Here is a 14,301-nt window from a genome sequence, read left to right as displayed (position 1 = left end):
CCGCAAGTCCGGACTGCACCCACAACATGTCGTTTCCTGTGGATAGGCCTGATCCGGTATCTTGTGGTATAAGGGCTTTCGACTACGATATTTTGTGAGAGCGGGGTGATCCCTCACAACCGCGAACACAACATCTTGGGGTAAAGGAGAGGACGATGGCTTGGACCGATGAGCGCGTAGAGACGCTTAAGAAGCTCTGGACCGAAGGTCTGAGCGCCAGCCAGATCGCCCAGAAGCTGGGCGGGGTAACCCGGAACGCCGTGATCGGCAAGGTTCACCGGCTGGGCCTTTCAGGCCGCGCCACGCCGTCGCGCCCCGTGCGCCGCCCGGCGAAACCGGCGCAGCGCGTCAAGCGCGCCCCGGCAAGGCCCGCCGCGCAAACCGCGCAGCCGGAACGCGAAACCGCGCCCAAGCCGGTTCCGGTGGAGGCGCAGAAGCTGCCCAGCGGCGAATACGCCACGGTGCTGACGCTGAACAATCACATCTGCAAATGGCCGATCGGCGACCCGGACGATTCGGAATTCCGCTTCTGCGGCCGCAAGGCGGGACAGGGTTCGCCCTATTGCGAGGCGCACCAGCAGATGGCCTACCAGCCAGCCAAGAAGCGCCGCCGCAAGACGCCGGACGCGGACTCGCTGCTGAACTCGCTGGCCTCCCGCCGCGCCAGCTAGGCGGCCAGCCGAAACAAACAGGGGGGAGCGGGTATGGGCGCGTCAGGAGGCTGACGCGCCCATGTTTTATTCATGCCAAGTAGGCCAGGAGCTTGCCTATGGAGCGCAACGTGAAGCGAGAGAACGCACTGCTCATCTGTTTTGGTTTGATTTTTCTTGCTTCATGCCAGCGTGTTGAGAACGGTTTTGTCGTGCGTGATCCGGAAGGCGTGGTGGCGAGCGCTGAATTGCGGGTCTGCGGCAAGCATCAGCCGCTTTCTGAATCTCAAGGCGTTTTCAGCACGCACCTTGGAATCACTTGTGAAGGCTCGGGCGATATCCGGGTTCGTCTCAAGAATGGCAGTGAAACGACATGTCCGGTCGGATATGTCACGCCGGGTTTAAAGCAATCGCTCGAATATAAGATCCAAGATGGAGTATGCCGCTAGCGCTCCGGACGCGTCAGGAATTTGACGCGCCCATGTCCAGGGCGTAGCCGGCGGAGCGGACCGTGCGGATGGGGTCGTTGCGGCCCTCGCGCTTGAGGGCCTTGCGCAGGCGGCCGATATGGACGTCCACGGTGCGCGCCTCGACATAGACGTTCGAACCCCAGACCGCGTCCAGGAGCTGCTCGCGGGAGAAGACCCGTCCCGGGTTCTGCATGAAATAATCCAGCATCCGGAATTCGGTGGGCCCGAGATGGATTTCCTCACCCGCGCGCTTCACGCGGTGGGCCACCCGGTCAATCTGAAGATCGCCATAGGTGACCGTGTCCTCGGCCAGGCCCGGCCGGATGCGGCGCAGCACGGCCCGGATGCGGGCGAACAGTTCGGTCATCGAGAAGGGCTTGGTGACATAGTCGTCCGCGCCGGTGTCCAGCCCGCGCACGCGCTCGGCCTCCTCGCCGCGGGCGGTGAGCATGAGGATGGGCACGTTGCGGGTCGATTGCCGGTTGCGCAGGCGGCGGCAGACCTCGATCCCCGAGAGCTTGGGCAGCATCCAGTCCAGGATGATGAGGTCCGGCGTCTCCTCGGAGACCATGGTCATCGCCTCTTCCCCGTCCGGGGCGAGGCCGACGCGATAGCCTTCCTTCTCAAGATTATATTCCAGAAGAGCGGCGAGGGATTCCTCGTCCTCCACGATCAGAACATAAGGATCCATCAGCTACGCTCCCCTGGCTCTTGGCCTAATCCTCTTCCGGCTCCGGGCCGGCTTCGACGGTGTTGGTCTTGGGACGGTCCTTGGCGAGGTTCTCGCCGGTGACCACGAAATAGATGACCTCGGCGATGTTCGTGGCGTGGTCGCCGATGCGCTCGAGATTCTTGGCGATGAAGAGGAGATGGGTCGCGCCGCTGATCATGCGCGGGTCTTCCATCATGTAGGTCAGCAGCTCCCGGAAGAGGCTGTTGTAATGTTCGTCGATCTCTTCATCGCTGGTCCACACGTCCACCGCCTTGTCGACATGGCTGTGGGCGTAGGCGTCCAGCACGTTCTTGAGCTGCTGGCTGACCGCGCGGCCCATCTGGTCGACGCCGCGGGCGACGGGCAGGGCCTCGGCCTCGCTCAGCACGCGGCTGCGCTTGGCGATGTTCTTGGCCAGATCGCCGATGCGCTCCAGGTCGGCGGAGATTTTCAGGGCGGCGAAGGTGGCGCGCAGATCGCTGGCCATGGGCTGGCGCAGCGCGAACAGGCGGATCACCTTGCGCTCCAGATCGGCCTGGGCGTCATCGACGCGCTGGTCGCGCGCAATGATTTCACGGGCCAGTTCCGGATCGCGGCGAATGACGGACTGCACGGAGTCCGCGACCATGGATTCGGCTTGGCCGCCCATCCGGGCGATGTCGGCGGAGAGCTGTTCCAGCTCTTCTCCGAAGGATTTGACGATATGTTCGGACATGATCTTCTAACGCTTTCCTCTAGCCGTAGCGGCCGGTGATATAATCCTGAGTGCGCTCGTCCCGGGGCTTGGTGAACATTTCCTCGGTCGCGCCGGATTCCACCAGCTTGCCCAGATGGAAGAAGGCCGTTTGCTGCGAAACGCGCGCGGCCTGCGCCATCGAATGGGTGACGATGATGATGCAGTAATTTTCCCGCAGTTCGTCGATCAGCTCCTCGATCCGGGCCGTCGCGATGGGGTCCAGCGCCGAGCACGGCTCGTCCATCAGGATGACTTCCGGGGAGACCGCGATGGCGCGGGCAATGACAAGGCGCTGCTGCTGGCCGCCGGAAAGACCGGTGCCGGGCTGATCCAGGCGATCCTTCACCTCTTCCCAAAGTCCGGCGCGGCGCAGCGAGTTCTCGACGATTTCCTCGAGTTGGTCGCGATTGGCCGCAATGCCGTGAATCTTCGCCCCATAGGCGACATTGTCGAAAATCGATTTCGGGAACGGATTGGGCTTCTGGAACACCATGCCGACGCGGGCGCGCAACGGCACGGGATCGACGTCCTTTTCATAGATGTTCTGGCCGTCAATTTCGATCACGCCGGTGGTGCGGGCGGTGTCGATGGTGTCGTTCATGCGGTTGATGGTGCGCAGGAACGTCGACTTGCCACAGCCGGACGGGCCGATCAGCGCGGTCACGGTGCGGTCGGGTATGTCGACCGCGACATCGAACAGGGCCTGCTTCCCGCCATAGAAGACGCTGACGTCGCGGGCGCGGACCTTCATGTCACGCTCCGGCTGCACGCCGTGGGTCGGGTTCTCCTCCATCGCGGCTCTCAGGCCCTTGGGAGGCTGTATGCCCTCCGCCGGAGTCGGGGTGTCGGTCATGGGCTGGTCTCTATCCATTTCTACCATCTGCGTTCGAAGCGCCGGCGCAACAGAACGGCGATGGCGTTCATCACGATCATCAGCGACAGCAGGACGATAATCGCCGCCGCGCTGCGCGCCTCCCAGGCGCGTTCGGGGTTCAGCGCCCACATATAAATCTGCACAGGCATGACAGTGGACGGGTCGGTAAATGTGTTGGGCGTGTCGGCCACGAAGGCGACCATGCCGATCATCAGGAGCGGCGCGGTTTCACCCAGCGCCTGCGCCAGACCGATGATGGAGCCGGTCATGATGCCGGGCATGGCCAGCGGCAGGACGTGGCTGAACACGGTCTGGGTGCGCGAGGCGCCAACGCCCAGCGCGGCTTCCCGGATGGAAGGCGGCACGGCCTTCAGCGCGGCGCGCGAGGAGATGATCACGGTGGGCAGCGTCATCAGCGCCAGCACCATGCCGCCGACCAGCGGCGCCGATCGCGGCATGCCGAAGAAATTGATGAAGACGGCCAGGCCCAGAAGACCGAACACGATGGATGGCACGGCGGCGAGGTTGTTGATGTTCACCTCGATCAGGTCCGTCCAGCGGGTGCGCGGGGCGTATTCTTCCAGATAGAGGGCGGTGAAGACGCCCACCGGAACGGCCATGAACATGGTCACCAGCATGGTGAGGATGGAGCCGACAAGGGCGCCCAGAACGCCGGCCAGCTCCGGCTCCCGCGAGTCCGTATTGGTGAACAGATAGGTGTTGAAGCCGCGCGTGATGACGCCCGCGTCGCGAAGCGTCTCCGTCCAGACGATCTGCGCGTCGCTGATGAGGCGGTTGGCCTCCGGCGTTTCCAGAACCAGCAGCGAGGCCTCGCCCGCGCCGGCGGCGAACGGGGTCAGGATTTCCGCCTGCGCCACGTCGCCCTGCAGGCCGGTGATGCGGGCCGCGCCGTCCGCGAAGCGCACGATGACGCTGGGATCATCGATTCCGAAACCGAACCCCTCTTCGCCCGCTTCGGACTGAATGGCGTCCAGCAATGCGGGATTGAGGCGGAGACTGGCGCCCCCGTCATCGGCCAGCGCCAGCTGCGCGGCGCCTGCGTTCCTGACGCGTTCAATCCCGGTGACCTGTCCCTTCAGATAGCGGTCGACATCGTCGGAGACCGGAATGGTGTGGGTGGTCTGCCGGTCCAGAAGCGAGGGATTATCCAGCACGCGGTTCATCAGGCCGGAGGAGGAAACGCTGGTATAGAGGCCGAACAGCTCGCGGAGCTGGCTGCGCTCCTCGATCTGCGGGAAGCGGTCGCGCATGGCGTCCTGCATCAGGCCGGCATAGGAGCCGCGGCGCACGGCGGCCTCGAATTCCGGCGACCCGGGAAGCGCCTGTCCCACGCCGGGCGCGGCGCGCGATGCGTCCAGATCGACATCGAGCGTGATTTCCCATGCCGTGAAAGCCGGGGCGGCCTGCATGGCGATGCTGCCGATCAGGGTCGCCAGGGCGGCCAGCGCCAGAAGAATGGCGGACAGGCCATAGAGACGGAAACGCTGTTCCGCGCGGTGACGCTTCTTCAGGCGCGCCTCGACGGCCTGCTTGATCGATATGTCTTGCGCGGCGTCAGTCATATTTCTCGCGGTATTTCTGGACCACGCGCAGCGCGATCACGTTCAGGCACAGCGTCACGATGAACAGCACCAGCCCCAGCGCGAAGGCGGCCAGCGTCTTGGGGCTGTCGAATTCCTGGTCGCCGGTCAGCAGGGTCACGATCTGCACGGTGATGGTGGTCACCGATTCAAACGGATTGCCGGTCAGCTTGGCGGCCTGACCGGCGGCCATGACCACGATCATCGTCTCGCCGATGGCGCGGGAAACCGCCAGCAGGACCGCGCCGACAATGCCAGGCAGGGCGGCGGGAAACACCACCTGGCGGATGGTTTCGGACTTGGTCGCGCCCATCGCATAGGCGCCGTCGCGCAGCGATTGCGGCACGGCGTTGATGACGTCGTCGGAAAGCGAGGACACGAACGGAATGATCATGATGCCCATGACCAGGCCCGCGGCCAGCGCGCTTTGCGTGGGCACGCCAAAGCCCGCCGCCTCGCAAATCGCGCGGATGAACGGGCCGACCGTCAGCAAGGCGAAGAAGCCGTAAACCACGGTGGGAATGCCGGCGAGGATTTCCAGAAGCGGCTTGAACACCTTGCGCTGGGTGCGCGTGGCGTATTCGGAAAGATAGATCGCCGCGTACAGGCCAATGGGGACGGCGACGGTCATCGCGATGGCGGTGATCAGGAACGTGCCGGCGAACAGCGGGATGGCGCCGAATGCGCCGGACTGGCCGACCTGGTCCTCGCGCAGGGCGATTTGCGGGCTCCATTGCAGGCCGAACAGGAATTCGATCGGCGAGACCGCCGAGAAGAAGCGCAGAGATTCGAACAGCAGCGACAGGACGATGCCGAGCGTGGTGAGAATCGCGATCACGGAGGAGAGCAGCAGCACGCCCTTCACCACGGTTTCCACGCGGTTGCGCGCCCGCAGCGTGGTCGAGACCTGCGACTGGCCCAGATAAAGGCCGGCGCCGGCGATCGCCAGGGTCAGCAGGGCGATGATCCAGGTGGCGATGCGCGTCAGGCCGGCTATGCGGTCGGCCATGTCCATGTGCAGGGCGGAGGTGCGGCTGGGCTGTTCGCCGAAGGCCAGGGCGCGCGCGTCGCGCATGAACAGTTCAATCTGTTCAGGCGGGGCGCTGGCGACACTGGCCGGCAGGCTCTGCATCGCCGCCATGTCGATCAGCGGCGTGCCGAACACGGCGTAGAGCATCAGCAGGGCAAAGGCGGGCAGCCCGGTCAGGATCGCGACATAATAGCCGGAATAGCTGGGCATGGAGTGAAGGCGGGAAGGCGCGCCGCCGGCCACCGTCATCGCCCGTTCGCGGCCCCGGTAATAGGCGGCCGCGGTGGCGACGAGCAGTATCAGCGCGACAATATGGGAAACCGACATGCGCGGGTCCTGGCTCGACGTGCAGAATCACTTGGCTGCGAGCCATCTGATCGCCCGCGCTTAGAGGGCTTATGACGGTTACATGACAGTTTGATGAAACCGGGCGGTCAGTCTGCAGTTTGCGGTTCGGCGGTCTGTTTCCCGGCTGCCGCGGGCGCGGCGCTTCCGGCAAGCGGCGCGCAAACGGTGAAGACCGCGCCGCGGCCGGGCGCGCTTTCGACGGAGAACCCGCCGCGATGCCGCGTGGCGACATGTTTTACGATGGCCAGTCCCAGCCCGGTTCCCTTGCGGTCCTCGGCCTTGCCTTCCTCGACCCGGTAAAAGCGTTGCGCCAGGCGCGGCAGGTGCGCGCGCTCTATCCCCGGCCCCTGGTCGCGAACCCGTATGACGCCCACCGCGCCTTCGGAGGACGGGCTGACGATGGTCATGCGGCCCGATTCCTCGATCAGCCGGCCGCCGGGGCGGATCGCGTCATAAGGCGAATCGCCCACGGCGATTTCCACGGTCACCGTGGCGCCGCCGGGGGAGTATTTTATGGCGTTGTCGGCCAGGTTCTGGATCACGGCCATCAGCTGGTCGCGGTCGCCGGTGACTGTCACCGGCGTTTCCGGCGCGTCCAGCCTGAAGGAGACGCCGCGATCCGCCGCGATGGGTTTGAGCGTGTCGAGGATGTCCTTGGCGATCTTGCCCAGATCGACTTCCTCCGACGGGGCGACGTGCTCGTTCATCTCGATCCGGCTGAGGGACAGCAGGTCGTTGATGAGGCGTCGCATCCGGTCGGTCTGAGATTCCATGATGGACAGGAAGCGGTCGCGCGCGCCCTCGTCATGCCGGGCATGGCCCTTCAGCGTCTCTATAAAGCCCGATAGCGAGGCCAGCGGCGTGCGCAATTCGTGGCTGGCGTTGGCCAGGAAGTCGGCCCGCATCCGCTCGGCGCGCTTGGTGGCGGTCTCGTCATGGAGAAGCAGCATGGCCAGGCGCTGACCGCCCAGCTTCTGGGGCAGCGGATTCACGAATGCGCGGACATGACTCTCATAGGGCGCATTGGCGCTGTATTCGACCGGGGGCGGGGTGTCGCCGTCCAGCGCCGCGGTTATGGCCTCCAGAACTTTCGGCTGGCGTATCAGGGAGGCGATATTGCCGCCGTCGCGCGACAGGCCCAGGAAGTCGCGCGCGGCGCGGTTGGCGCGTTCGATTCGTCCGCCCTGTCCGATCAGCAGGACCGGGTCGGACAGAAGCTCCACCATCGCCGCGGCGGTGGCGTCGGCCTCGGGGGAGGGCAGGGATTCCGTTTTCTCCGGCGCGGCGGCGATTTCACGCGGGCTGCCGGCCAGCAAATAATAGATCGCCGACAGCGCGCACAGCGCCGCCACCGCGGCCACGGCGTTCGCAATCGCCACCGAGCCGGACATGGTCAGCAGGACAACGGTCAGCGCGCCGATCCCGGCGGTAACAACGATATCGCGGCCGCGGGCCGGCGATTTTTTCATGAAATCCTGACTCATACGCATCCAGACACGGTGTGACTCGCATCACTCTACCAGATTGGCGGCCATGCGAAGCGCGAACATGCGCCTCGTCAGGCGCGCCAAGGGATTATTACAGATTTGTCATGTTGAAAAACAGAAAGAGTTTGTTGGTAGTCGCTATAGATTTAGCGTTTTTCGATAAAAATTTTTTGACTCACGGATCGCCCGATGCAAAACCCTGAACAACACCAAAACGACCAGACGACAGAATGCTGAAAATACTCCTCACCGCCGCCAGCGGCGCCGTCCTTCTTTCCGCCTGCGCTACCATGCAGGGCGCGGACACCGACCTGGCCCAGCCTGAAGCCGCCCCGGCGGAATGGGCCGCCGTTGACGCGGCGACGCCGCCGACCGGCGACTGGGTCGGCGCGTTCAATGATGCGATCCTGACCAGCCTGATCAGTGAGGCGGTCGCCAATAATTACGATATCGCCGCCGCCGCCGCCCGGGTGGAGCAGGCGCGCGCCCTGTCGGTGCAGACAAACGCCCAGCGCCTCCCCACGCTGGACGCCGATGTGGGCGCGACCGGAACGTCCGCGGAAAACGCGGCGACGGGACGGCGCAATGAATCGACCTCCTACAGCGCGGGTCTCAGCGCCAGCTGGGAAGCCGATGTCTGGGGCCGCCTGTCGGACCAGGCGCGCGCCGCCGCGACCGATGTCGAAGCGAGCGAGGCCGATCTGGAGGCCGCCCGCCTTTCCATCGCCGGGGCCGTGGCCCAGCGCTGGTTCGAACTGATCGAGGCGCGCTTGCAGACCGATCTGTCGCGCCGCGACGTTGAAAACCGCGAACGCTCCCTGCGCTTTATCGAGCGGCGCTATTCGCGCGGCGTTTCGACCAGCCTGGACGTGCGGCTCGCCCGCTCCGCGCTGGCCTCCAGCCGGGCGCAGCTCTATTCGCAGATCCAGTTTGAAGATTCCGCGGCGCGCGCGGTCGAGGTCCTGCTGGGCCGTTATCCGGGCGCAGAGCTGGAGGCCGTGGCATCGCTGCCGGACCTTCACGCGCTGCAGGGCGCCGGGGCTCCGGGCGAACTGCTGGTCCGCCGGCCGGACCTGCGCGCCGCCGAGGCGCGGCTGACATCCGCCGGCCTGCGCGCCAGCCAGGCTCGCAAGGCCCTGCTGCCGCGCCTGACCCTGAACGGCACGGCCGATCTGGGCGGACCGGACATCGAAGACCTTCTGGACGTTGATACGCTGGTGGCGCGCCTGATCGGCAATGTCGCCCAGCCGATCTTCCGCGGCGGTTCGCTGCGCGCGGAAGCCACCCGCCAGGAAGCGGTCGCGCGCGAGCGTCTGGCCAGCTACGCCAATGCCGCGCTGTTCGCGTGGCAGGAGGCGGAGAACGCGCTGGAAGCTGAAATTCTGCTTGCAGACCGCGAAGCGGCGCTGGAAGAGGCGGCCGAAGAAGCCGCCCGCGCCGAAGAGCTGGCCGAGCGCCAGTACAATAACGGTCTGCGGACCATTTTCGATCTGCTGGACGCGCAAGCGCGGCGGATCACATCTGAAAGCCAGTATCTGACCGCCTCCCGCCAGCGCGTGTCCAATCGCGTGCAGCTTTATATGGCGATCGGCGGAGACTTTAACGTGCCCGCAAATGAGCAAGACGAGGCGCGCCAATCCGAGGAACAAAGCTCATGATCCTGAGAAGAATTCTAGTCGTTGCCGCCCCGATCGGAATCATCGTGCTGGCCATCGTGGGCATTGCGGCCCTCGGCGCGCTGCGCCCGGAGCCCGAACAGACCCAGGAGGTCCGCAAGGGCCTGGCCGTATTCACCGAGCCCGCCGAGGTCCGTGACATCGCGCTGACCGTGGACGCGCAGGGCGAGGTAACGCCCCGCCGCGAAATCGAACTGGTTCCGGAAGTTTCCGGCAAGCTCGTCTATGTCGATCCGTCTTTCACCGAGGGCGGCTTCTTCGAGAAGGGCGAGGTTCTGATGCGGGTCGATGACTCCAATTACCGGCTGGCGGTCACACGCGCCCGCGCCGCGGTCGCCGAGGCGCAGCAGGCCCTGACGCGCGAACGCGCCGAAGCGGATCTGGCGCGCGCCGAGTGGGAAGAGATTGGCGAGGGCGAAGCCTCCGCCCTGGCCCTTCGTGAACCGCAGATGGCGCAGGCCGAAGCCGCGCTGGCTTCCGCGCAGGCCACGCTCAGCGAGGCCGAAATCAATCTGGGCCGGACGCAGATCCGCGCGCCGTTTGAAGGCCGCGTGCGCACCAAGATGGCCGATATCGGCCAGTATGTGACGCCGGGCCAGAGCCTTGGGCAGATTTTCTCGACCGATCTGGTGCAGATCCGCCTGCCGCTCACCGACTCGCAGCTGGCGCTGGTCGATCTGCCCCTGGCCTTTGAAGGCACGGACAGCAATCTGGGCCCGCAAGTGAAATTCGCCGCGCATATTGCCGGCGGACGCCATGAGTGGACGGGGCGCATCGTGCGCACCTCTTCGGCCATCGAGCCGACAACGCGCGCGCTCTATGCGATCGCGGAAGTCGAGGACCCTTATGGCGCGGGTTCGGACAATGGCGTGCCGATGGCTGTTGGCCTGTTCGTGGACGCCGCGATCCAGGGCCGCCAGATCGCCAACGCCGTGGTTGTCCCGCGTGAGGCGCTGAGGAATGGCGAGCATGTCTTTGTCGTAAGCGAAGACGATACGCTGGATATCCGGCAAGCCCAGCTCATTCATTCCAGCCCTGACAGCGCCATCCTAGCCGGCGGCGTGGCCGAGGGCGAGCGCGTGGTGGTCTCGCCGATCCAGACCCCGACCGACGGCCTGCGGCTCGACCCGCTGAGCGTGGAGGGCGAAGGCGTTGACGTGCAAGAGGAAGACGAAGCCCAGGACGATGTCAGCATCGCGCGGGCCAATGATGGAGAACCCACCTGATGAGCCCCGCAACGGTCAGCCATAAAGGCATCTTCGCCTGGTGGGCGCGCAACCCGGTCGCCGCCAACCTCCTGATGTTCGTGCTGCTGATCGGCGGCGCTATCAGCTTCATGCAGATGGAGCGGGAAGTCTTCCCGTCCGTGCCCTGGAACGGCGTGTCCGTTTCCGTGGCCTGGCCGGGCGCCTCTCCCCAGGACGTCGAGGAGCAGATCCTCGTTCGGATCGAGGAGGCGATGGCCGATCTCGACGGGATCGAGGAAATCACGTCGACGGCCCGCGAAGGGTCGGGCTCGGTCAATATCGAGGCCGAGCGCAGCGTCGACATGACCGCCTTCATCGACGAGGTGAAGCTGCGCGTCGACTCCGTGAACAACCTGCCGCCCAGCATCTACCCGCCGGTGGTGTCGCGCTGGAAAGCGCAAAACCAGTTCATCGGCCTGGTGCTGCACGGCGATGTCGAGCGCCGGGTGCTTCAGGAAGTGGCGCGCGATGTCCGCGACGAGGTGGCCCAGCTGCCCGGCGCCTCGCTGGCGCAGGTCAATGCGACCATCCCGGAAGAAGTCTCGATCGAGCTGTCCGAGGAGGCGTTGCGCCGTTACAATCTGACCTTCGACGAAGTCGCCCGCGCCATTCGCGCGCAGTCGCTGAACTCGTCCGGCGGTCAGGTCCGCACCGATCTTGGCGACGTGCCGCTGACCGCGCGCAATCTCGCCGACACCAAGCAGGATTTCGAAACCATCATCATCCGCCAGACTCCCGGCGGCGCGACCATTCGCCTGGGCGATGTCGCCAATGTCGTGGACGGCTTTGCGGACGGCGATATCAATGCCGAGTTCGACGGCGATCCTATGGCGCTGATCATGTTAATGACGCCGGAGAAGATGAACGTTGTCGAGACCGCCACGGCGGTCGAGGAATTCGTCGAGAGAAAGGCCGACGATCTGCCGGCCGGGCTGGAGCTGGAGCTCTGGTGGGACGACTCCGAGGCCTATGAAGCGCGCATGGCGACGATTTCCGGCAATGCCTTTCTGGGGCTGGGGCTGGTCTTCATCGTGCTGATGCTGTCGCTGCGTCCGGCGGTCGCTTTCTGGGCGACGGCGGGCATCGCGGTGGCGTTCGCGGGCGGGATCATCTTCCTGCCAGCCATGGGCGTGTCGCTGAACATGCTGTCGCTGTTCGCCTTCCTCCTGGTGACCGGGGTTGTCGTCGACGACGCCATCGTCATCGGGGAGAATATCCATAACGAGGTCGAAAGCGGTCGGCATCAGGGGCTGGACGCCGCGGTGCTGGGCACGCAACTGGTCGCCAAGCCGGTGATCTTCGCGGTCATCACCACGATGATGGCGTTCGCCCCGTGGATGATGCTGTCGGGACCGGAAGTGCAGATGACGCGCCAGATCTCTCTGGTCGTGATCTTCGCGCTGGCGTTCTCGCTGGTGGAATCGCTGTTGATCCTTCCTGCGCACCTCTCGCACCTGAAGCCGACGAAGCCGACCAGCAAGCTGATGCAGTTGCAGGACCGCATCGCCAACGGCCTGGTCTGGTTCGCGCGCAACATCTATCGCCCGCTTGTCGAGATGGCGCTGAAGCTGCGCTACATCACCATCGCCGTCTTCATGGCGCTCTTCATGCTGGCGATCGGCCTGCAGACGACGGGCTGGCTGGGCTTCAAGTTCATGCCGGACATCGAGAGCGAGTTCATCCAAGTCACGATCGAGCTGCCCGAGGGCACGCCGTTCTCCCGCTCGGAGGTTCTCAAGACGCGTCTGGAAGCGGCACAGGACCAGGTCGACCAGTACTACAAGACTGAATATGGCGAAGACTCGGAGATGTTCGTCGGCTCCGCGGTTCTGGCCCTGAACGGGCGGGTCCGCGCATGGATGGAAATCGCCGCGCCGGAAGAACGCCCGGGCCGCAACCTGCCGACTTCGGACGTGTCCGAGCGGCTGCGCGAGGCCATGGGTCCGGTTCCGGACGCAGAGGAGATCCGTTTCGACGCGACCTTCTCTGGCAACCAGCCGGAAATCATGTACTCGGTGAACTCCGACAATCTGGACCGGCTGCAGGCCGCCGTTGCGGACCTGAAGGCCCAGCTGGGCACCTATGACGCCGTGTTCGACATCACCGACAATCTGCAGGCCTCCCAGCAGGAGTTGCAGATCTCGCTGAAGCCCGGCGCGCAGGCGCTTGGCCTGACGCTGTCGGACGTCACGCGGCAGGTTCGCCAGGCCTATTATGGCGAAGAGGTCCAGCGCCTGCCCCGTGAAGGCCAGGATGTGCGCGTCATGGTGCGCTATCCGGAGGAAACGCGCCGGGATCTGGACTCCCTGCGCAATCTTCGCGTCCGCACGGCCAACGGGGCGGAAGTGCCGCTCTATACCGTCGCGGAAACCAACTTCGCGCCCTCGATCCAGCGCATCACCCGCCGCGACCGCATGCGGTCGGTGACGGTCAGCGCGGAAGTCGCGGGCGGGTCTGAAAACCCGGTGCGGGGCGATATCTTCAAGGACCTTGAAGAGAATTTCTTCCCGCAATGGACGGCCCGCTATCCCAACGTGACGCGCGGCCAGCTGGGCGACGCCGAAGGACAGGCGGAGTTCATGCAGGAAATCCTGGTGCTGCAACTGGTCATGCTGATCGGCATGTATGTGTTGCTGGCCGTGGCTTTCCGCTCCTACTTCCAGCCCTTGCTGATCATGACGGCCATCCCGTTCGCCACCGCTGGCGCCTATTTCGGACACGTATTGTTCGGCATGCCGCTGGCGCTGTTTTCCTTCTTCGGGATCGGCGCGGCCGCCGGGGTGGTGGTCAATGACAACCTGGTGCTGGTGGACATGGTCAACCGGCTTCGCCAGAGCGGACTGGGCGCCTATCAGGCGCTGGTCGAGGCGGGCACGCAGCGTTTCCGCCCGATCCTGCTGACCACGGTCACGACCTTTGTCGGGATCATGCCGATCACCGCCGAACAGTCGACGCAGGCCGCGTTCCTGAAACCGATGGTGGTCAGCCTGGCGTTCGGCGTGGTGTTTGCGCTGTTCCTGACGCTGTTCATGGTGCCGGCCCTGTATGCGACCGGCGTCGACATTGCGCGCTTCTCGCGCCGTATGTGGACGGGGCAGCGGCAGCCGAAATTCGGCTCCTCCTGGGAAGAGGAGAAGGAGTTCGCGGCGGTGCCGGAGAAGGACGTCCTCGAGGGCGGTCATACGGCCCCCGCGGAATGAGCTAACGCTCTGACAGACAAGCGTTTCTGGCGCGCCCTGTAAAAAGGGCGCGCCAGAGCGCGTTTTCGAACTAGGGTCCTTGCAAGAAACAAAAAAGGGGAAACTCGATGAAATCCAGATATCTGCTTTCCGCGGCGGCCTTCGCGCTGGTCGCGGCCTGCGGCCAGTCCGATACGCCCGCGGAAGACAACGCCGCGGCTGAGGCCGAAACGCAGCAGCAAGCCGAAACGACGGACGGGGCTGGCGAACAGCAAGTCGCCGACGCCCTGT

Annotated in this window: 11 protein-coding genes; 5 read left to right on the top strand and 6 right to left on the bottom strand. The window is 65.0% G+C overall.

Translation table 11 applies throughout. From position 1 onward, the window contains the following. Nucleotides 1-155 precede the first annotated feature (155 nt). Together H2040_RS09960 and H2040_RS09955 are read left to right on the top strand one after the other, a co-directional pair. A complete protein-coding gene (locus H2040_RS09960; RefSeq protein ID WP_022697564.1) occupies nt 156-671 on the top strand; it encodes a GcrA family cell cycle regulator in 516 nt (171 codons plus the stop codon). 98 nt (nt 672-769) lie between these two features. Then, on the top strand, nt 770-1,099 hold the full coding sequence (locus H2040_RS09955) for a hypothetical protein (protein WP_287157147.1): 330 nt from the start codon (nt 770-772) through the stop codon (nt 1,097-1,099). Between the two features lie 13 nt (nt 1,100-1,112). Here the strand turns inward: H2040_RS09955 and phoB are convergent, their stop codons facing one another. The 6 genes from phoB to H2040_RS09925 all read right to left on the bottom strand — a co-directional run bounded on the left by phoB (nt 1,113) and on the right by H2040_RS09925 (nt 7,890). Beyond that, nucleotides 1,113-1,811, bottom strand: a complete 699-nt coding sequence (phoB, locus tag H2040_RS09950) for a phosphate regulon transcriptional regulator PhoB (RefSeq protein ID WP_022697565.1) — start codon at nt 1,809-1,811, stop codon at nt 1,113-1,115. Nucleotides 1,812-1,836: 25 nt separating this feature from the next. Beyond that, on the bottom strand, nt 1,837-2,547 hold the full coding sequence (phoU, locus tag H2040_RS09945) for a phosphate signaling complex protein PhoU (RefSeq protein ID WP_022697566.1): 711 nt from the start codon (nt 2,545-2,547) through the stop codon (nt 1,837-1,839). A 19-nt stretch (nt 2,548-2,566) separates the two neighbouring features. Further along, nucleotides 2,567-3,361, bottom strand: coding sequence for a phosphate ABC transporter ATP-binding protein PstB (pstB, locus tag H2040_RS09940; protein WP_353844837.1), 795 nt, complete (start codon nt 3,359-3,361; stop codon nt 2,567-2,569). Nucleotides 3,362-3,441: 80 nt separating this feature from the next. Next, nucleotides 3,442-5,025, bottom strand: a complete 1,584-nt coding sequence (gene pstA / locus H2040_RS09935; RefSeq protein WP_287157146.1) for a phosphate ABC transporter permease PstA — start codon at nt 5,023-5,025, stop codon at nt 3,442-3,444. Next, nucleotides 5,018-6,400: a phosphate ABC transporter permease subunit PstC gene (gene pstC / locus H2040_RS09930; RefSeq protein WP_287157145.1), complete on the bottom strand. Its 1,383-nt coding sequence runs from the start codon at nt 6,398-6,400 to the stop codon at nt 5,018-5,020. The genes pstA and pstC overlap by 8 nt, the downstream gene beginning before the upstream one ends. A gap of 107 nt (nt 6,401-6,507) precedes the next feature. Continuing rightward, complete coding sequence (locus tag H2040_RS09925; RefSeq protein WP_287157143.1) at nt 6,508-7,890, bottom strand: sensor histidine kinase; 1,383 nt, start codon at nt 7,888-7,890, stop codon at nt 6,508-6,510. Between the two features lie 248 nt (nt 7,891-8,138). Between H2040_RS09925 and H2040_RS09920 the strand changes: the two genes are divergently transcribed. The 3 genes from H2040_RS09920 to H2040_RS09910 are packed head-to-tail and all read left to right on the top strand — an operon-like array spanning nt 8,139 to nt 14,031. Then, nucleotides 8,139-9,566: an efflux transporter outer membrane subunit gene (locus H2040_RS09920; RefSeq protein WP_287157142.1), complete on the top strand. Its 1,428-nt coding sequence runs from the start codon at nt 8,139-8,141 to the stop codon at nt 9,564-9,566. Then, nucleotides 9,563-10,810, top strand: coding sequence for an efflux RND transporter periplasmic adaptor subunit (locus tag H2040_RS09915; protein ID WP_287157141.1), 1,248 nt, complete (start codon nt 9,563-9,565; stop codon nt 10,808-10,810). Before H2040_RS09920 ends, H2040_RS09915 begins: the two co-directional genes overlap by 4 nt. Then, entirely contained in the window at nt 10,810-14,031 is a 3,222-nt protein-coding gene (locus tag H2040_RS09910) for an efflux RND transporter permease subunit (RefSeq protein WP_287157140.1), read from the top strand. Before H2040_RS09915 ends, H2040_RS09910 begins: the two co-directional genes overlap by 1 nt. The last annotated feature ends 270 nt before the right edge of the window (nt 14,032-14,301 follow it).

Origin of the sequence: Euryhalocaulis sp. (assembly GCF_013911995.1) — a bacterium.
Lineage (GTDB): Bacteria > Pseudomonadota > Alphaproteobacteria > Caulobacterales > Maricaulaceae > Euryhalocaulis > Euryhalocaulis caribicus.
This window is presented reverse-complemented; position numbering and strand designations above follow the sequence as displayed.